Source organism: Acinetobacter sp. SwsAc6, assembly GCF_013391565.1.
GTDB classification, from domain to species: Bacteria; Pseudomonadota; Gammaproteobacteria; order Pseudomonadales; family Moraxellaceae; genus Acinetobacter; species Acinetobacter cumulans.
Genome location: NZ_JACAXE010000005.1, coordinates 161921 through 181111 on the forward strand (window position 1 = coordinate 161921; position 19191 = coordinate 181111).

The 19191-nt window shown below is 39.1% G+C and carries 28 protein-coding genes and 1 pseudogene; 15 read left to right on the top strand and 14 right to left on the bottom strand.

Annotated elements, in window-relative coordinates; all coding sequences use genetic code 11:
- Positions 1-63: 63 nt before the first annotated feature.
- Entirely contained in the window at positions 64-996 is a 933-nt protein-coding gene (locus HYG93_RS05455; RefSeq protein ID WP_120365431.1) for an IS5 family transposase, read from the bottom strand.
- A gap of 56 nt (positions 997-1052) precedes the next feature.
- On the opposite strand from HYG93_RS05455, the pseudogene HYG93_RS05460 reads away from it, so the two are divergent.
- Positions 1053-1628, top strand: a pseudogene (locus tag HYG93_RS05460) (cation diffusion facilitator family transporter); the annotation flags it as partial.
- Positions 1629-1667: 39 nt separating this feature from the next.
- Here HYG93_RS05460 and chrA read toward each other — a convergent pair.
- From chrA to HYG93_RS05525, 13 genes are all read right to left on the bottom strand, one after another.
- Complete coding sequence (chrA, locus tag HYG93_RS05465) at positions 1668-3002, bottom strand: chromate efflux transporter (RefSeq protein ID WP_120365430.1); 1335 nt, start codon at positions 3000-3002, stop codon at positions 1668-1670.
- 631 nt (positions 3003-3633) lie between these two features.
- Positions 3634-4752, bottom strand: a complete 1119-nt coding sequence (locus HYG93_RS05470; protein WP_120365429.1) for a phage integrase Arm DNA-binding domain-containing protein — start codon at positions 4750-4752, stop codon at positions 3634-3636.
- Between the two features lie 4 nt (positions 4753-4756).
- Positions 4757-4966, bottom strand: coding sequence for a hypothetical protein (locus HYG93_RS05475; RefSeq protein WP_106986592.1), 210 nt, complete (start codon positions 4964-4966; stop codon positions 4757-4759).
- A complete protein-coding gene (locus HYG93_RS05480; protein ID WP_178961942.1) occupies positions 4966-5292 on the bottom strand; it encodes a hypothetical protein in 327 nt (108 codons plus the stop codon). The genes HYG93_RS05475 and HYG93_RS05480 overlap by 1 nt, the downstream gene beginning before the upstream one ends.
- 135 nt (positions 5293-5427) lie before the next feature.
- Entirely contained in the window at positions 5428-6453 is a 1026-nt protein-coding gene (locus tag HYG93_RS05485) for a hypothetical protein (protein WP_178961943.1), read from the bottom strand.
- Positions 6450-7571, bottom strand: a complete 1122-nt coding sequence (locus HYG93_RS05490; RefSeq protein WP_178961945.1) for an ATP-binding protein — start codon at positions 7569-7571, stop codon at positions 6450-6452. Before HYG93_RS05490 ends, HYG93_RS05485 begins: the two co-directional genes overlap by 4 nt.
- Before the next feature lie 16 nt (positions 7572-7587).
- Positions 7588-8160 (bottom strand): hypothetical protein, encoded by a 573-nt coding sequence (locus tag HYG93_RS05495; protein ID WP_178961947.1) that lies wholly within the window; start codon positions 8158-8160, stop codon positions 7588-7590.
- The gene (locus tag HYG93_RS05500; RefSeq protein WP_178961949.1) at positions 8161-8583 is read right to left on the bottom strand and encodes a hypothetical protein; all 423 of its coding nucleotides are present in this window, start codon (positions 8581-8583) and stop codon (positions 8161-8163) included.
- 195 nt (positions 8584-8778) lie between these two features.
- Positions 8779-9126 (bottom strand): hypothetical protein, encoded by a 348-nt coding sequence (locus HYG93_RS05505; RefSeq protein WP_178961951.1) that lies wholly within the window; start codon positions 9124-9126, stop codon positions 8779-8781.
- 87 nt (positions 9127-9213) lie between these two features.
- Positions 9214-10140, bottom strand: coding sequence for a hypothetical protein (locus HYG93_RS05510; RefSeq protein WP_111884009.1), 927 nt, complete (start codon positions 10138-10140; stop codon positions 9214-9216).
- A gap of 5 nt (positions 10141-10145) precedes the next feature.
- On the bottom strand, positions 10146-11183 hold the full coding sequence (locus HYG93_RS05515) for a DGQHR domain-containing protein (protein ID WP_111884010.1): 1038 nt from the start codon (positions 11181-11183) through the stop codon (positions 10146-10148).
- Positions 11164-12042, bottom strand: coding sequence for a site-specific DNA-methyltransferase (locus HYG93_RS05520; RefSeq protein ID WP_111884011.1), 879 nt, complete (start codon positions 12040-12042; stop codon positions 11164-11166). The genes HYG93_RS05515 and HYG93_RS05520 overlap by 20 nt, the downstream gene beginning before the upstream one ends.
- Positions 12043-12135: 93 nt before the next feature.
- Positions 12136-12783 (bottom strand): LexA family transcriptional regulator, encoded by a 648-nt coding sequence (locus HYG93_RS05525; RefSeq protein ID WP_178961953.1) that lies wholly within the window; start codon positions 12781-12783, stop codon positions 12136-12138.
- 100 nt (positions 12784-12883) lie between these two features.
- Here HYG93_RS05525 and HYG93_RS05530 point away from each other — a divergent pair, with 100 nt between their 5' ends.
- From HYG93_RS05530 to HYG93_RS05595, 14 genes are all read left to right on the top strand, one after another.
- Positions 12884-13087, top strand: a complete 204-nt coding sequence (locus HYG93_RS05530) for a Cro/CI family transcriptional regulator (RefSeq protein WP_178961955.1) — start codon at positions 12884-12886, stop codon at positions 13085-13087.
- Between the two features lie 21 nt (positions 13088-13108).
- Positions 13109-13555, top strand: a complete 447-nt coding sequence (locus tag HYG93_RS05535) for a phage regulatory CII family protein (protein ID WP_178961957.1) — start codon at positions 13109-13111, stop codon at positions 13553-13555.
- Between the two features lie 54 nt (positions 13556-13609).
- The gene (locus HYG93_RS05540) at positions 13610-13870 is read left to right on the top strand and encodes a hypothetical protein (protein WP_178961958.1); all 261 of its coding nucleotides are present in this window, start codon (positions 13610-13612) and stop codon (positions 13868-13870) included.
- Positions 13867-14175 carry a hypothetical protein gene (locus HYG93_RS05545; protein ID WP_178961960.1) on the top strand — a complete coding sequence of 103 codons (309 nt, stop codon included), beginning with the start codon at positions 13867-13869 and terminating at the stop codon, positions 14173-14175. Before HYG93_RS05540 ends, HYG93_RS05545 begins: the two co-directional genes overlap by 4 nt.
- Entirely contained in the window at positions 14172-14462 is a 291-nt protein-coding gene (locus tag HYG93_RS05550) for a hypothetical protein (protein WP_178961962.1), read from the top strand. Before HYG93_RS05545 ends, HYG93_RS05550 begins: the two co-directional genes overlap by 4 nt.
- Positions 14459-14815, top strand: coding sequence for a hypothetical protein (locus tag HYG93_RS05555; protein WP_178961964.1), 357 nt, complete (start codon positions 14459-14461; stop codon positions 14813-14815). Before HYG93_RS05550 ends, HYG93_RS05555 begins: the two co-directional genes overlap by 4 nt.
- Complete coding sequence (locus HYG93_RS05560; RefSeq protein ID WP_178961966.1) at positions 14812-15324, top strand: hypothetical protein; 513 nt, start codon at positions 14812-14814, stop codon at positions 15322-15324. The genes HYG93_RS05555 and HYG93_RS05560 overlap by 4 nt, the downstream gene beginning before the upstream one ends.
- A gap of 81 nt (positions 15325-15405) precedes the next feature.
- Complete coding sequence (locus tag HYG93_RS05565) at positions 15406-15684, top strand: hypothetical protein (protein ID WP_178961967.1); 279 nt, start codon at positions 15406-15408, stop codon at positions 15682-15684.
- The gene (locus tag HYG93_RS05570) at positions 15681-16430 is read left to right on the top strand and encodes an ATP-binding protein (RefSeq protein WP_178961969.1); all 750 of its coding nucleotides are present in this window, start codon (positions 15681-15683) and stop codon (positions 16428-16430) included. Before HYG93_RS05565 ends, HYG93_RS05570 begins: the two co-directional genes overlap by 4 nt.
- Before the next feature lie 40 nt (positions 16431-16470).
- On the top strand, positions 16471-17082 hold the full coding sequence (locus tag HYG93_RS05575) for a hypothetical protein (protein WP_178961971.1): 612 nt from the start codon (positions 16471-16473) through the stop codon (positions 17080-17082).
- Complete coding sequence (locus tag HYG93_RS05580) at positions 17079-17312, top strand: hypothetical protein (RefSeq protein WP_178961973.1); 234 nt, start codon at positions 17079-17081, stop codon at positions 17310-17312. Before HYG93_RS05575 ends, HYG93_RS05580 begins: the two co-directional genes overlap by 4 nt.
- On the top strand, positions 17312-17722 hold the full coding sequence (locus HYG93_RS05585) for a hypothetical protein (RefSeq protein ID WP_178961974.1): 411 nt from the start codon (positions 17312-17314) through the stop codon (positions 17720-17722). Before HYG93_RS05580 ends, HYG93_RS05585 begins: the two co-directional genes overlap by 1 nt.
- The gene (locus HYG93_RS05590) at positions 17719-18207 is read left to right on the top strand and encodes a hypothetical protein (RefSeq protein WP_178961976.1); all 489 of its coding nucleotides are present in this window, start codon (positions 17719-17721) and stop codon (positions 18205-18207) included. The genes HYG93_RS05585 and HYG93_RS05590 overlap by 4 nt, the downstream gene beginning before the upstream one ends.
- A 67-nt stretch (positions 18208-18274) precedes the next feature.
- Entirely contained in the window at positions 18275-19087 is an 813-nt protein-coding gene (locus HYG93_RS05595) for a hypothetical protein (protein WP_178961978.1), read from the top strand.
- Positions 19088-19191 lie beyond the last annotated feature (104 nt).

Below are 19191 nucleotides of genomic sequence, written 5' to 3' on the forward strand. Positions count from 1 at the left end.
CTAGTTGGACGTGGCTTTGTTGCACAAAGATTTGAAATACAAAGCCCCCTAATTGAGCCAAATTTAAGGCGTAACTTGGGTAAGTGGTCGACCTAATTCCGTAAATCTGTTGAGGACTGCTACACGTGCATGAATTTCATTGACTTGGCTATCAAATTTTCTTGCACTGAGTTTATCCCCCAATAATTTGATGCAATGAATCTTAGTTTCGACCAAACTTCGGCAATGATAGCCGGACCATTTTTTCCATAATGTCCTGCCTAAACGTTTAACTGTTCGAAGTAATTCATTTCGCGCTAGCGAGCTGATCTTTGTATCTTTCCATGGTTTCGCATTTTTTCTAGGTGGAATCACCGCATGCGCTTGCCGATCTGCAATGACCTGACGGCATTGCTTGGTGTCATAAGCTCCATCGGTATAAACAGAGTCAATCTGCTCATCTTGTGGAATCTGATCGAGTAAATCACCAAGCACTTGTGAATCACTCACATTATTTGTAGTGAGTTGAATAGCGCGTATTTGAAGGGTTTCAGCATCTATACCAATATGAAGTTTACGCCATTGGCGACGATATTCAGGTCCATGTTTCTTCCTTTTCCATTCACCTTCACCTAAAAACTTTAGACCGGTAGAGTCTACCAGCAAGTTAAGCCCACCACTGCTTTTTTGATAATTAATCGCAATATCAATATGTTTTTGTCTTCTGCAAAGCGTACTGTAATCTGGTGCGGTCCAATTTAATCCACAAAGTTTAATCAGACTTTGCACAAAGCCAGTGACCATACGTAAAGATAGACGGAATAAGGATTTAATCATTAAGCAGCATTGGATAGCTGCGTCGGAGTAGGTTTGATTTCGCCCTTGTTTGCCTTTTGATGGAGCATACCATTGCGTAGCAGGATCAAACCAAATGGCAATATTTCCGCGACTCATGAGTGCTCGGTTATATGCGGGCCAATTGGTTGTGCGATAGATTTTGTGTGTAGGCTTCTTCATTTGAAAATTATATCGCTGAAAAAGCCTTTACAGATAGGTTTGTGCAACAAAGCCGTTTAGTTGTTAACTTTGTTTGCGCATGGTTATTGCATGATAGTGGTCACCACCACCACCACCATCATCATGAGCATGACGACCATCACGGTCATGGCCATCACCACCACGCTGAAGATGAACAGCATGATCATGATTTAAATCAAAAAGCAGCATTTTTGCATGTTGTAGCTGATGCCGTAACATCTGTATTGGCCATCATTGCATTGTTTGCAGCTAAATATTTTGGTTGGGATTTTTTAGATGCAGTGCTGGGAATTGTTGGTGCTATTTTGGTTGCACATTGGTCTTGGGGGCTCATTCGCGAAACAGCTAAAACTTTACTGGATGCAGAAATGGAGCATCCTGTCGTTGAAGAAATTCAAGAGGTCATAGAAGATTTAGACAGCCGAATTGTGATTACGGATATTCATGTATGGAAGGTGGGTAAAGGCAAATTTTCTTGTATTCTATCCTTAGACGTAGGCAACATGAATATAACTGCGGATCAAGTTCGCAAAGCACTATCCATCCATGAAGAAATTGTACATGTTTCTGCTGAAATTAATCACAGTTGCAGGCTACAAGCGGCAGTATAAACATGGTGTGTTATAAGCAGGTCAATGATCTGCTTATTTTTACCTGCTGAGTTGAATGAATATGCCAAGTAAAGCAGCTAGGCCAATGACACGTAATACGCTTTGATGAAATTTAAAGAGCGCAATGCAGGCAAGGAACGTTATGATAGCTGCTATGTAATCAAATGCCCCATCAAAACCTTTTGGCCATAGTACATGGTATACAAAGAAAATGGCTAAATTTAGTATGACGCCCACCACTGCAGCTGTAATTGCTACAAGAGGTGCTGTAAATTGAATTTGATTATGTGTCGATTCAATCATTGGTGCGCCACCAAGAATAAATACAAATGAAAATAAGAAAGTGAACCATGTAACAATCATTGCACCTAAAGCACCCGCAATAAATGTATGTTCAGGCCCGAGTAGTTCAAGGTTATATCCACCCATAAATCCAACAAAAGCCACGACCATAATCAGTGGACCGGGTGTACTTTCACCCAATGCTAAACCATCAATCATTTGTGTTGGTTTTAACCAACCATAAAAGTTTACAGCGCCTTGATACATATAGGGTAAAACTGCGTATGCGCCACCAAATGTCATTAGAGCGGCTTTGCTAAAGAACCAAGCCATTTGTGTGAAGTCATGCGACCAGCCATAAATTATTGTCAGTATGCTCATAGGTAGGCACCACAGTACTGCAGCAAAAACTAATAATTGAATCAGTCGAGACACTTTAAAAATGGCATGCTGCGGTGCTGGCGTGTGATCGTCAATAATCGCTTGGCCATAACTTTTTGAGTTTGTGCTTTGGTGATTGTCTGAGAAAAGCTCAGCTTTAAATTTACTGAGTACATAACCGCTGATTGCAGCTAAAAGTACAATCCAAGGAAAGGGAACTTTAAATGCAAATATTAAAATAAACGCAATACATGCAATTGAGTACATATAATTATTTTTAAGTGATTTATGTGCAATACGATAAGTGGCATGAAAAACGACAGCAGTAACAGCTGGTTTAATGCCATAAAATAGGCCTGCAATGATGGGGATATTGCCAAATTGAGCATAGACCCACGACAGACCTATTAAAATAAAAAGTGAAGGTAAAATAAAAAATAAACCAGCAATAACACCACCTTTTGTCTTATGCATTAACCAGCCCATATAGATGGCCAGTTGTTGGGCTTCAGGCCCAGGTAACAGCATGCAATAATTTAATGCATGCATAAAACGTTTTTCTGAAATCCATTTTTTTTGTTCGACAAGTTCTTGATGCATGAGGGAAATTTGACCCGCTGGCCCACCAAAGCTAATAAAACCAAGTTTTAACCAAAATAAGATAGCTTCTTTAAAGCTAATTTCGGGCTTCGTTTCTTTAATCGTGTCCATAAAGTTTCGCTGTTAAAATGGGGTGAAAGGGTCAAACAAATATCTGATTTTAATAATATAATGTGAAATTTTTTAGGCCTGATGACAGGCAATGAATTTCATGAAATATTTAAGTATTTGAAGTGCACAAAAAAAGAACCCTAAAAACGTGAAATGTAAAATGATGATTACTGCCGTGTCAGTAAGCTAGTTCATACTTAGATCTGTCATGTACTGTATTTAATTTAGCGTATGAGTCGTCAAGCCGAGTTGTATCAACGGTATCTTTAATCTTCTTATGAGCATTGAATAAATCCTTATACTTGATAAAATGCCTGTCTTATTTATGTTTTGAACTTTATTTGCGTTTTGCATTAATGGTGCAATTCGAAAATAAAATATAAAAAACAGTGCTTTAATTAAAGGTTGTTTAAATGTTTGATATTTATTTAACATGGTTGTGAATTGTTTCTAAGTATCTATTTTTATTGATCTTTATATTGTTTCTTTTGCTTAAAATAGTGTCAAAAATGGCAATTATGGAATTTATGTAAAACAATAACTTACAGTATAGTTTTGCTAAGGTTTTCTCTGTCAAAAAGGCAAATAAAAAGGCTCATGTAGTAGAGCCTTCTGTAGTGATAATCGGTTGTTATTTAAACGGCAATTCAATTCCAACGTCAGCATCATTCCAAATAATCTCATGCCCAGAGGCATACATTTCAGTCATTTTTTCTGTAGCATGGCCAGCTAATACTTGAGCAGATTTTCCTGATTTTTTGTGCAAGTGAATCGATAAAGCTCGAATCTCATGAAAGCTCGGTAACTGACGTCCACTTAGATCAGGATAGGCGTTTGAAATTTGAAGCGCTTTTTGGAATTCGCGTGAAACATAAGGTGCCTCTACCTGTGACCAATGCTCTTTAAGCTGACTTTTATTTTTCGTTTTACCCTTCGGCACACGATGAATAATGAAGGGGCTAAGGACATTATCTTTACATCGATCTAAAACCGCCTGCAATTCTGCATTCACTTTGATTCGAACATAACCTGCACCTTCCAATAGCTCAAATTCATCTTCAGGATCATCAGTAGTTTTTTGTTGTGCGACATGTAAATAACCATCAACAATATCTGTCCATTTCATATTGATGATGTCAACACGTCGTTGAGTTGTGAGCATTGCTAAATCAATAGCATTCTTTAACCATTGAGGGGAAGCATCACGAATCTTAGCCAAACCTTCAAGTGTGTGGCGTTTACGTTGTTTAACACGGAAGCGCTTAATGGTTTGTGCAGCCGGGTTCTCTGTCACTAATCCTTTACTGATTGCCAAATCAAAAATTTGAATCAATAAACTTCGGGTTTCAATGCTTGTTGAAGCGGGTAAGCTTTCAAGTAGCTTATTTGTCATAAATAGGGTGATTGATGACAATGGCTTATCGCTCCATTCACTACAGCGATTTAAGCTATGTGTATACGTCTTAATAGAGTTTGGAGCGAGAGAACGTCCATCTTTTCGACGTTTTTCAGACAAGAACTTTTGTGAAAACTCACCGAATGTTACTTCTCCCATAACCACTGAAACAAGATCGGTCGAAGGGGTTAGTATGTCATTCAATTTACGTGCAGCAGTGATTGCTTTCGCTTTTTCATTACCCATACTGTGCCATTTACCAGTTAACGGATGACGATAGCGCCATCCATTTCCGGTATTTCGGTATAGATTTGCAGGTAAATCTTTATTTCGCTTGGTGCGTGGTCGTGCCATGCGCTTAACTTCCTAAAACCTTATCAACAAGATCATCACCAGTTTGCTTCTGGTAAATATTCCATTTGATGTACCACAATTTACCTTTTTGCTCTGCGGGCAATTGACCAAGACGGCATTGTCGCACAATGGTTTGGCGAGTGGGTGGTGTTGCTCCCTGATCGCCATACACTCTTTTGATAAATTCAGATACTTTGACCAAACAAATATCCATCACGCCACCTTCGCTAAATTGATCTGACGCTGTACTTCAGCAAATTTGCACATCATTGAATTATCCAACTCTTCAACCCACGATTTGCCATACTTCAGCCACTGCAAGCTAAATAATTTAAAGCGTTCAATCATGTAGTCGTTCATAGCGTAACTGGCTTGGATTGAGCCACGCTTCGCAATAATTTCACCAGTCTTCTGGGCTTTTTTAATTACAATGCGATCCTTTTTGACTTTGATGTCATGGCCACCACGCACTAACCATTCCATGAATGCAGTACAAAGTTCATTGGGAAGTCGTGTGATAACTTTGATTTGCTCAACCATGGCGATGTCCCCAGCTAGCTACAAACTGCTTAATACAATCCTCAATCCCAAATAGATTGATATTGCGGTAACTTTTTACCCGACCGTTGTGCTGAATAATCAGCACGCGGGTAATTGATGAGTATTGATAAGACATTAAGAAGCCTCACTTGCTTGATTCTCAAGCTCAAAGCGACGTTGCTTCACATAGCCCATAAGCTTTGGCTGAATATCCACATGGCGTGTAGATACATCAATCTCTAATGCATCCAGTGTTGTTAGATCTGGCGCATTTTGAATTTGGACCATCAGGGATGGAGGCATTTTAATTTCAGCTTCTGCTGGCGCAAGTTCTTGCAGGCGCTTATGAATCGCATCTAACAAAGGTTTTCGCTGGATTTCTGTCCAAGATTTTGTGTCGCGAATATGCGCATTTACTTCTGCAGGTGTGCTCGAATTGGCTACACTGCTCAATAATTCTTTTAAGCTTTTTAAATACTCCCGATATGCCGTGATAAGAGCTTTGTCTGAGCTGGTCAGCAATTTATTCACAAGTGCCATGCCGTGAACGCCATTGATATCTTTCTCTGTCTTGCACGTGCTAAACATGTGAATAAAATCATCTTTAATTTTAGAAGACCGCTGTATAAAAGCTTGATCCTGTTCAGCTGGATCTTCTTCTGTGTTGAGTTGATTTCTAGATGTCTTTTCTTCAACATCATTTGATGTTGGATTTTGGACATTTTTATCTTCCCAAGGCAATTCATTGTCAGCTGTAGAAGCTTCGTCTGCTTTGAATGATCCATGACTAATCGTAATGAGGGCTTGTGCATGGATAACAGCATTTTCTTTGTACAAATGAACTTGGCCACGTTGTAACAATGCTAAATCCAAGTCTGAGTTTTTCCATTTGAATGATTTACTCAACTCAGTTGTTAAAAGTGAAGGGGTGAAGCATAGCGTTCCTTTTGCTGGTGCTTCTTTTGTAGCCTCTGGTACTCGTATTGCACCTATCAGCATATAAACAACAGCAACACGAAATTCATATTCTTGATCAATAAAAACAGTTGCAGGGAAATTGCGAATCTCATCAAAATCTAGATCAGATCCAACATGACGACATTCAATTTTTTGACCTGCAGACATTGCTTCAAAGGCTTTAGTTCCATTTAAAATATTCATGCTTGAGTTCCTTCTTTAGCGAGTTGATCAATGTCTTGTTTTACAGCTTGAATTTTTGTTGAATCGATTTGCATTAATGAATCAATGCCCAAGTGCTCACACACTGCTTTCACATCTAAGCCACGTTCAGCAATGAATGCCTGTAGGTCATCGCGTTGAGCATCTGTAATGGCATTAAACTCGGGCGGGCTAATCCACATTTCTTTATGCTTATCAAAGGTACAGTTCAGCTCTTTTGCCTTGAATAGCATGGCTTGGCGCATGTTTTGGTAATACATGTGGCTTTTATCAAGTGACTCGGTTAATTGGTTTAGATCACTTGCATACAAAGCTTCTTCACAGCTTTGTTTCCAATTGTCCAAGTCTTCAAGTGCTTTAGCGGAGGCCAATTGCGCAGGGGTTAATGTGTTGATATGTGCCTTGGCTTGAGCAATCAAATCTGCCAAAAAGGTAGGGTTGGTTTTTAAGTCAGGCAACCAAACTTCACCAGTTTCACCGCCCAATGCACCTGAGTTTTTTGCATGATGAGTTGGTGATGGCTTGAAATTGATGACACGGGCATTTTTGCCTTCGCCAGTAGTAACAGTGGTCAAATACCCCATAATGTCAGCAATGCGGTACAGCTCATTGCGGTTTTTACCACCCAATTCAGGACGGTAAATCACTTGATCGCCGTTTTGATCTTCCGATGCATGGGCAATAAACACCACATCCTTGCCAAAACTAAGTAGGGTATAGATGTATTGCTTAAACTTCATATTGGCCAAGCCTTGGGCTTTAAGTTTTAAAGCACCATCTTGTTGACGGTTATTTGCAGTTTTCAGCAAATGAGTCTTAATTGACTCAAGCATTGCGCCAACCGTATCAATGACCACTGTGTTGAATGGAGCAAGATCCTGCTCTTTGATATTTTCAATATCAGCCCATTGTTGCACTGGCACTACGGCACCGCGACGTAGCTCACCAGTACGGTGTGCACCACGGTCAAAATCGAAAGAAATCGCTTTATCCGCTGTAAAGCCCAGTGATGTTTTACCCACACCCGGATCGGCATAGATGTAAGTAATAATCGCGCTGACGTTTAAGGCTTGATCTGCTGGAATAATTTGAATAGACATAATTTATTCTCCTTAATCAAGCAGAGCGCTTAATGCATAAAGATTTATGCTTGCGATACTGAGCACCTGCAGTTCGGCTTGGGGTATTCAAAGCAACACGTTGCTCAATACGGTCTATGCGACGTCGAGCGTTTAGGCAGTTTTTAAATACGCGCTGAAATTCAGGATTGCTAACCTCATTTTCAGTGACAGCACGCAATACACCGTTGTCATTCACCAGCAGGCTACTAAACATAAAGATTGGTGCATAAGGGGAGCTGACATAACTATCTAGACCGCTGGTAGGATATGTAGATACACGTGCTGTGTACTGCACGCCATTCACATCAATCACGTAACCACGACGGCTTTTGAATGCAAAATGCGCTTTGAATTTTAGGTTTTGGCCAAGCACTTCATTTACATTGCGACGGATCCAAGACTTGGCACTAAGCGTGCTTTCATCTACTTGGGTGAGTCGGCCATCTGCAGACAAGATGTAAATGACATTATTTTTTACGCAGTAAACTGTGTTGCCCATACGGATGCGGTGGAAGCCTGTATCATCAAGGCCTAAATCTTTACGGAAAGGTTTGTTATTTGTATTCATTTAAACAGCCTCCAACATTTTGTTTTGAAGCATGTGAGCAACCAGCATTGCGTTGATGGTCAAGTGGTCATTGAAGTCGGTAAAGTCGCGGATTGGATAGCCAGATGTATCCATGACTTTGTCTACAGATAGATTTGTAATATCGGCATTGGTAAATTCACTACCAGGTACACCGTATGAGTCGTTGATGCGTTCGAAGTTAAAGCTAACGTCTAGGGTGAAGCCGTCTAAGCGGATGACTGCGGTACCAGAGTTAGCAGAGGTAAAGTGCATGGCTGCAACTGCAGTTTGTGCAGGAGCTGTTTGCTTTGCAGTTTGAATGCTGAAGTCTGGGTTATATGCGAAGGCTAAAGCGCCAAACGCGATAGCAGAAGTAACAAGAGTTACTTTAAAGCTATTGATTGGGGTTAAGGTTTTGTTCATACTTATCTCGCAAGTTTGCAAAGCACATCGGAGTTAGAAGGACGGTGTGCTTTTTTGTTGTCTGTGAGATAAAGGTAAGTTAACTTACCTATCGAGTCAAGTGATTTTGGTAATAAAAGTTACTTTATATGCTTTTTGATTTATAGTAAGCAAAAGAAAACCCACCGTGGTGGTGGGTTGTTTAATCAAATTATTTCAGCACTGCACATTGTCTTTTTTCTTATAGTAGTCCAAAGCTATGTCCAGATCCTTCAGCAGTTTTGCCCGCGTATATTCAGTTGGTGACAATTTAAGTAAGGCTGGTATGTAATTGGTTTTGTATTCTGTAGGGTAGTCTTTACAGAGGATTTGAGTTCTTTCCGTTTGTGGAGTGTCTGCACTATCCAGCTTGTCTAAGTAGGTATTGATGATTGCATCCGACTTCTCAAATTGGGCTTTTGCTACGGGATCAGTTGTGTTGGCAGATGCTGATTGATCTGGTTGTTTCTGGCAGCCGGTGATTGAAAGAGTTAGAAGTAGGGTAGTGAATATTTTTGTTTTCATGGTTTGGTTTTGTTGTTATTGGTTGATGAATTATAGGCGGAAATAGGAAAAGAAAACCCATCATAGGGATGGGTTGGGTGGGGTTTGTTAAAAGTCATCAATTAACTGATCTAACCAATTTTTTTGATTCAAAATCTGGATCAGATTAAATGAATTATTAATTTCTTCAAACTCTTCATTAAATATAGAAGGTAAGCTTGGTTTTATCTTATTTAATAAAAAATAGCAATTTCTAGCCAAGATGAAATAGAAATAAATAAGAGAATTATCTGAAGATTTATCTTTCAAATCTAATTTAGCATAAATATCAGGAGTAAATCCTTTAACCCAAGATAAGTCATCAATACTTATGCAGTCTTTAGTTAAATCATCAGAATTAATCCAAAAATTATTTAAATATTGAAGTTGATGTCTTTTAAAACCAATAGCAGTCTCATCAATTTCATCTATAAAGGCTAGGAAATGTGGGTCAAATGGTAAATTTTTCGATGTATTCAATATGCGTTTTAAAATCAACCATATTTCAATGTGACCGGGTTGCTTATTTCCAATTTTTATAAAGTTAAACATACCGTTTATGGATTTTTCTTTACTAGGATAAATATCAATTATCCAAAAAGACTCATGTAACTTTTTAGGTGAGACCCAAATACCTAGATAAAGGAGAATGCATCTTGCCCAAAATAAACATCCATTGTATGCAGTTACTTCAGCATAACTATGTTGCCCACTATTAAGATCACGCATAAAGCTCCTTCCAGTAACCAATGCTTTATGTACGAGTATGTTGCTTTCGTTAATTAAAGAAGTGGGAATAGTTACTTCTGAAATATGCCTTTCTTTTTCTGTTTGATGAAACTCTAATTTATCTTTTAAAGACTCTAGAGTATCTTGAACGGGAATAGAATCATTGTTATCAACAAGGTGATAAGACCAAATATCTCCTAAAAAAAGCCCATTTCTATGTTTGAGCTTTTTTAGAGATAAATCTATAGGGTGTTTAGATTTACTCATGTGATTTAGAATAGTTTAATTTTAGATTCACTACCACCATGGGTAAAACCATCTTCAATAGCATTAATTAAATCAGTACCAGCTCTTTTTTCAGCATCTGAGCCTGTTCCTGCTTTTTCCCAAGAAGTAAAATTAAAATCAGTATGATCAATTTTAAGAAACCCTTGTTCAACAGTTTCAATAGTAAATGTACTATTATATTCTTTGGCTACCCATTGAAAAAAAGTTGGTAAAGCATTTATTAATGCCCCAAAGCCTAAAGTTTTAAAGAAAATATTCTTTTCAGCAGACTTAAAAAAATCAGGTTCATATTTGGATAAGCCTTTATAGTAATTGTCTAGAATGATAGCTACTTCCTGACTGGTATATGTTGCAAAAGCGCCTTTTCCCTCCACTAAATGAGGATGCACTTTTCTAACAAAGTTGTTAAGGGAAATTTGACCTTTTGATGGTGAAGATGTAACTGCAATTTTTTCAAAAAATATACTTTTAGGATTTTTTCTGAGCACATCTGCAATATCTACAGTTTTTTCTTTAGCAACTTCTGTCGCAGTTTTTGCATTTAATGTTGGTATTTGTCTTTTTAGGTCTAAGTATAGAGAAGCAGGGACACTCTTCGCTTCTTGGTTAATTGTAATAAACTGCTCGACTTGATCACTTTCACTTAAATTTAGAAAAGCAATAACAGCCAATTCAATATCGATTCCTTCATCCGCTGCTAATTTAGCTCCTCTTAATCTATGTTGTCCATCAATCACCCATCCAGCGTTTGTTTGATCAGGAATTGTAATAGTGGACTCGTTTTCATCAAAAGATGAATTTTCGAATACAACAACTAGACCTGGAGCTATTGGTCTTTGCTTTTGAGTTATATATTTCGAAATTGCTTTAGCTCTCGAAATTGATAGTGTTCGTTGATATCCTGTATCTTTATCATCTTCACGTTGATTAATAGCAACTATTTCATATAATTTAGAGGCTTTTATCTTAAAAATGTATAGAGAGTTATCTTGTTGTTGAAATTTAATTGCTGGAATTTTCATTTAATGCTCCATTAATAAAAGGATCTTTTGCTACCGATCCGGCATTTGCAGGATCAAAAATGGGTTTGTCAATTTCTCTATATTTAAGTAGGCCTATTTCAGCATCATTTAATCTATTTTTTGCTATTTCGTAATAATTTGGATCAAGTTCAATACCAACAAAATCTTTATTTTCTAAAATGGCCGCAGCACCAGTTGAACCAGATCCCATAAATGGATCTAATACAATTCCATTTCTAGGACATAATGCCTTAACTAATCTCTGAGCGAGTGCGATTGGGAATTGGCAGGGATGGGCAGTTTTTTCCATATGGTTGGCTTTTACATTTGGGATTGCCCAAACATCACCAGGATTTTTTCCTAACGGATTACCACTATATTCTCCCTTTTTGGGACCTTTATAATATTTTTTACCAGGGTATTTCTGCTTTACTCGAACAGCATCTAAATCAAAATAACAACTTTTACCTTTAGAAAACCATAAAATTGTTTCATGACGACCACTAAAACGGTTTCTGCAATTAGCACCATGCTCGAAAGTCCAAATAATTCTATTTTTTAGTTTCATCTCAGGACAAACACGTTTAAAAATGTCATAGACAATATAGTCTAAAGGTACAATTTCATCTTTTAAAACATGATGGCCGACTTGCCAACATACCGAGCCACCTAGTTTAGTTTTTTCACAAATTAACTTGATTACAGGTTCATTGATTTCAATAAAACCCTCAAGTGTAGTGTGTATGTCATATGCCTTACCTATACAGTAAGGTGGAGAGGTGATCGTAAGATCAATATGACCATCTTCTAGCGTTTTCAAGATGTTAATACAATCATCATTGAATATTTCAAAAGCCATACTTGGTACTTACCATAAATAAAATAACAAAGATTATGAAAGTAGGAGAATAGATCTGTTGAAGCTTTAAAGCAAGCCTCTAAGGACTAATAATTAAACATCCCGATACAGCCCAACAACCTTACCAACCAATTTACAACCATCTTCTAAAGCAATAGTTTTCTCTGGCCAGTCTGGGTTTAAAGGCTGCAAATACATATTTCCGCTTTCAACAATGAGCTTCTTAAATGTCGCTTCACTGTCTCCTTGGCAGGAAACAATAACTAAATCACCTGTTTTTAAATCTGTTATTTGAAAGTCAGGATTCACATAAATCTTATCGCCAGGGCGGAAGTCAGGGAGCATTGACTCGCCAACCACTTCCAAGCCATAGCCATTTTTTCCACACTTAGGGTTTGGTGGTAACCATTCATCAAACTGTGTACCCGCAGGCACAGAATCTACAGTGGTCCATGCTCCAGCTTGAACCCATGAAATTACTGGGACAAGGCGACCAGCAATTGGAAAAGGAGCAGAGATATTCGACCCCAAATCACCTGATGATTTGCCAGTGAGTAGAAAGTCAGATGTTACCGATAAAACTTTAGCTAAGGCCATTAAGCTTTCATGTTTAGGGAGATTGTCATCTTTTTCCCAATAAATTACAGAAGTTTTAGACACACCAATTGCATCAGCAAGCTGCTGTTGAGTTACCTTTTTCGTTTTTCTTAATGCTTTTAGGCGTGTACCAAGAGTTTCCATAAATTTAGCCCATTATTGATGTAAGGAATCTTACCATTTGACTAGGTAAGTTTTATGTTGTTTAATAAGGTAAGAAAAGTTACCTTTGTGGGTGAAATTAATGACAAAACAAGAAGCTCTAAAGCTTTTGAATTGCAATGTCGCAGATTTGGCTTTGAAGTTGGAAATAAGCTCTCAGGCTATTAGTCAGTGGCCAGAAAAGAAAATTCCTTTAATGCGTGAATATCAAATTCGTGATTTGGCCAAAGGTCAAATTCCAATTAAGCGTTCTACTAAAAATAGTAATAACCCAGCCCTCCAATAACCACGTTCAAAAGGAATCGCTATGAACATATTGGATGCTGCTTACCACACTGTTCACGACTACCAAGGTGGAGCGAACGCACTAGCGCCACGAATGGGCATAAAAAGCCCAGCAGTACTCAATAGCAAAGTGAATCCCAATACGGAAACACACCACATCACCTTGCTTGAGGCTTCAAAACTTATGGAGCTGACAGGGGATTACCGCATTTTACAAACGCTGAATGCCCAACACGGAAAAGTGGCCATTAACTTGCCATGTATACCCGAATGCCGAGATACAGCACTCACAGACCTAGTACTCAGTATTGGAATGGGTGGTGGGGATATATGTGCACAGTTCAAAGAAATGATGGCAGACGGTCGGATCACTCGTGGTGAAGCCATAGACATGTCAAAGGTCATTCATCTGCTACACGAGATATTGGCCGAACTAGAAATGCAGATAAACAAATGCGTAGAGCAATAAAAAAGCCTGATCTCGTACATCAGGCTTCTAATTCAAAACTACAGGGAATTGAATATGAAAAAGAATTTAACACAGAACCACGAAAAACGCACCTATGAATATGCTGAATACATCTCGGGCGACGTAGTGGTATTTACAGACCCAAATAAACCAGACCACCTAATGACTGTGCATAAAGTTCAAGGTGATGGTGTGCTACTCAACGGCAATCGAAGCTTTGCACTCACGCATTTGATTCGTGGGGCATCTGTGGCAGAGGTATTGGCTAAACGTAGGCTGACAACAGCTGAGCAAGCGCTTGCGGAGGTCCCATGATCACCAACAAGGCAATTCAAAAACAGCCAGAGCACAAGTACCTACAAGGCGTACAAAGCTGGTATGACCCAGCACTCAGAACGCTTAATGGTCTATTGGATATCCGAAAGGCCAATTTGCGCAAGATTAACCGTGACGAAGCAAATGCGGCAGTCACCCGTGATGAGTTTATGGAAATGCTCATAACCCAACATCGGATCTCGGCATGGTATGCAGGGGAAATTATCTCCAGCTTACTACGCGCTGAAAAGATTCTGATGTTTGGCCGTTTTATACAGATTAATAAAAAGGTAGGTGGGGTATGACACTTGATGATGTGATGAGTTTCATAAACGAAGCAGATGAAAGTGATCTTGAATCAATTGCTGCAGAGTTGACGGATCGCGGTGTTGATTTCCATTGCTCTGAGTGTGAAAACCATGAGTGTGAATGCGATTGTGACGAAGATGGTAGTGATCATGAAAAAAATGAATTTATTCACTATCTCATAAATAGAGCAAATCAATTTGGACTACAAGACTTGCTTGATGAGCTGAAATATGAGGGCGACAGAGTAGGTGCTTTCTTAAATATTAAAGGTGGTGTGTTATGAAAAAAATCACCAAAAAGAAACAAGATATCACGGTTTCACCAGCACCTATTGAAGTGATTATTCCTTTGCTTGATCCCGTGAAAATTTACACAGCCAAAGAATTGGCAGCAATGCCATTGTCTGTAATGAATGCTGCTATTGAGGCGCAAGAAGCATTTTTTGTGATTGAGCACACCACTCAAATGGGTGAAAAAGCTATAACGATACGCCGTCAATTACAGGATGGAATACCGCTAATTCAGGTCAAAGAAAAATCCAGAACACGCTACAAAATCAACAATGAATTTATCGAGCCCCGCATTATTCGTCAGTTGGAGAAGCGTGGTTTGGTTAAATTGGAGTGTGCTAAGTGAGCCATTATTCAACCTTGAAAGGGCTTGGGAGAGCGATTGCGTACTTCCCACAGCTTGGTATTTACCTTGGCAACCCTTTGGCTGGTATTTTCTTGAGTCAGCTTATTTACTGGCACGATAAAACCGACAATGAATTAGGTGTATACAAGACAGCTGAAGAGTGGTTGATGGAGACTGGTCTGACTTATAGACATCAGACAACCGCGCGTACACTGCTTAAAAATTTAGGTATTTTGAGTGAAACTGAGAAGCGTTTAGAGCATAAATTATACTTCAAATTAAACATTCAAGCGTTCGATTTATGGTTTGAAGGCTGTATAAATTCCGATCAAATTAGCAAGGAAAAAGAGAGTAATTCCCGAAATACGGATGATGCATTTCCCGAACGACGAATCCGCAATTCGGGGGAATACGAAAGCGCATTCCGCGGAGATACAGATGCGCAATTCGTTCCTACAGAGATTACTACAGATATAAACACACACAAGAACGCGCCCGCGGAAAATTAAAATTCAGAAGCATGGAAACCAAATCTTGAACAACTGGCAACAGCTCTGAAAACCACGAAGCACTCACAACGAGTTTCTGAAATGCTAGGCATGGCAGATTTTGAATTTCATCTGGGGAACTTCAACGCTCACCACGAAAACAATCACCAAATCACGGATAACCAAAAACTGCGCAAATTCGCACAATGGATTTTTCAAGAATTTGAAAAACAATTGGCCAATGCAGAACGCGAAGCAAAAAAATCAAAACCTCGTACTTCTGAAAAACCAAACTCTCGCAATGTGAACGATGCATGGAATTCATTTCCACAACCAACAGGTGCACCAACACACGTACACATACCGGAGGATTTCGAATGAACGCGATGATCTCAATGAGCTTTCCTCAGGTGCAAGCATTCTGCCCTGAACACAAAGTTCACATGGTACAAGCTGGCCCAAATCAGATTTGCCCTGAATGCGCTAAAAACAACGTGAATCAAAATAACCGTGAACGCCAGAAGCACGTAGACCAGATGGTACGTGAACTGCATTTCGCTGGTGCAATGATTCCAGCACGTCACAAGGATTCAGGTTTTAGAAATTACCAAGCTACACATGATGGCCAATCCAAAGCGCTGGCCAACTGTGTGAATTTTGCTAAATCAATGATCGTTGGCCACAAACGCAATCTGATCATGACTGGCAAAACAGGTACGGGAAAAACACACCTCAGCTGTGCTACAGCACGTACTCTGCTGAACAAGGGAATTCAGGTCCGTTACATCACGTCTGAAGACATGGCCAATGAGATTGCCAATGCCTGGAAGAAACCCGATGACAGCGAGAGTAGCGCCGTATACCGCTTTACAGATTACGACTTACTCATTTTGGATGAATACGGCTTGCATGACCGTCATGAGAACCGCCTACAGCTAGTACACAAGGTTTTGTATTCACGTTATGACGCAGGTAAGGCAACCATGATTGTTTCAAATTTGACCTTGGCAGAACTGCAGAAGGATTTGGGTGATCGTCTCTGGTCACGCTTTCAGCATGATGGTTTAACGGTGGTTGAGTGCAACTGGGCGGATCAACGTGTAGGAGGTGGGGGGGGTGAAGGATAGATTTTATTTACGTTCACCGCATGGGAATACAGGATCCAATATGGTTTTTCATGCGATTGATGGCAAGGGTTATACATCAAATTTAGATTTAGCCCATGTTTATTCTCTCGAAGAAGCCCAAAAAGAATACGAGTTATCTCGTGATGGCGAATACCCAATTTCTGCTGACCATATTGATTCATTGTCCATAGCAAAAGTAGATCATCAGTGTTTACCAGCAATCTCAGATTTAACACCATCGGATAAGTATGTAGTTTTTATCAAGGGAATTTTTGACGGAAATGATGTGTATTGGGTTGATATGAATGGGAGACGTTCAACAAATTTTATCCATGCACAGATTATTAGTCGCACAGCTGCAGAGTGTATAAATCATGTTGATTATGTAGTGGTACCTTTTGAATTGGCAGACAAAATGAAACGTCGAACATTTAACGCTTCGTTGCTGAATAAGAGAAAAATGGTCACGGCGGCAGGACTAAAAACACCAGAACGCTTAAAAAAGCGTAGACGTCGAATAGTAAATCCAATGACACGATTTAACTGCCCAGCATGCGGAAAAATAAATTGGCAACATAATCCGTATGATTTTGATGGATGTAAGCATTGTGATGAAGGGCTACTTATTGGTTCTCAGTGGGGCGCAGCATGAGAAATGATTCAAGACACATTTTTGAAAACCGCTTTGACATCTTGCTTTTTGCTGTGCATACGCCAGATCAATTCAGAGTTGGTGATATATCCACTTGTGTGCTAGGTGCAACTAAATGGACGATCCGCAGATGCTTGAATGACTTGGTTGAAATTGGTTATCTGGAAAGGACAACTAACAATAAATTTAAAGCAACTGGTATGGCTAAAGAATTATTTGGGGTGAAGTAGTGACCAACTACTCAATTGCTGAATACAAGAAAATGATTGGTACTACGAAATCTAAGCGAAGCCCAAAAAGACTGAGTGTTAAGGGTGGGCAAGTATCGAATGAATTTGAAGCGAAACTTGCAATGGAACTGCAGGTTTTAAAAATTGAATTTGAGCGTGAATTTAAATTTCACCCAAAGCGGAAATGGCGAGCTGACTTTCATCTAAAAGGAAAGATGATCTTAGTTGAGGTTGAGGGTGGTATCTGGAGTGGCGGTAGGCATACAAGGGGAAAAGGTTATATCGGGGATATGGAGAAATATAACGCAGCAACCATGCTGGGTTATCAGGTAATTCGGTTTAGTACAGAGCAAGTGAAAAGCGGTAAGGCGATTCAGCAAATTGAGAAAATGATAGGGGATTTAGGATGAATGCATCAGTAACAATTATGCAGTCAGTAGATTGGTCGCGATTTGACTTGGAAGGTTGGCTTTATCAGTTTGGGGCTTGGATCTATACCGCTAGTGGTCGTGGTGGCCGTAGTGTAAATCCGATTGCGGTTGCAATGGATAGCGCAGTGAAAGCGAGCAAGTTTAAAAAGCTCAATAAGCAAGAACAACAGCAGATCATTGCAGATTATTTAACTGGAGATTTCGAACCGCCAAAACCGAAACGTACCAGAATCACTTGCCAAATAGATGACAATGAAGCTCGGGCTGTACAGCGTTTAATTTTGGATATGCAGGGGCAGTCTGAAATTCTTGATGATTGGATGGATGCGATTATTAGTCGGTATTTTTATGGGGCTTCATGGTCTGAGATGGTTACTGAAGAACGCAGTCAGATAGATTCAAGGATGGATGTGAAATGTGGGCTGGCAGCGCTGCATGTCCGGTATGGGTTTATAGGGTTTTGAAATAAAAGTATATGCAAAACATCAGACATTGAAATATTATTAATTATATAACTTATGGAAATTACTAATGAAGTTTACGAATTATAAAAAATATAAATTGGAGTCACCTAGGGTAGCATTTGCTTATTTAATACCATTATGTTTGATAACATCTAATGTTAGTGCGCAAAGTACCTCATCTGAAGATCATCTTGAGCAATTAACTCAAACGTTGGTTAACGGTGCTTATTCATCTGAAGACATTCAAAAAACTGAGCTTAGTGTTTCTACACCAGCAAATGATGTTGATTTAGACGTACGTGCGACTGATAATCGGATGCAGGCGGTACTTCCTGAAGATTATAAAAAACTTAAAATTTCACCTCTTTATACGGATTCATCTGTTTATTACGATAGAGAAAGTGGTGATTATTTTGAAACTAGGCTATTCGCTAATAACATTAGAATGTATTTAAATATCTTTGAAAAATCGGCATTAGTTGCAGATATAGATGATAAGGAATCACATAAAAATAGTTGGAAGGTTAGTTGTAGTAAAGATCGAATTACTGATGCAAAAACATGTTTTTTGAATAAATATGAGCTGGGAGTTATGAAATCCCAGAAGTATGGAACTATGTTGGCGGTATCCAAAGAATTAAAAAGCCTAAATAACTATATTTATAATTACATCCGAATTGATAAAAACAGCGCACATAAGACGAAAGGTTATTTTCACTCAACATCTGCAGCTAAAATTATAAATGAAATGCGAGCTGGATCGACAGCTTATACAAGATTTCAGGAGTGGGACGGCGAGGAGTATGAGGAGGTGCTGTCATTATGGGGGTTCTCAGCAGCGTACGAAGTCATGAATAAGATGTATGAACGCTTAAAGTAGATAACGAAAACTAATCATTGACCCTGTACAAGGTATATGGCATATTTCTGCTATAGTGACCGAAGTGTATGTAAAGCACTAAGTTAATTTAAAAGCTCGCCAAA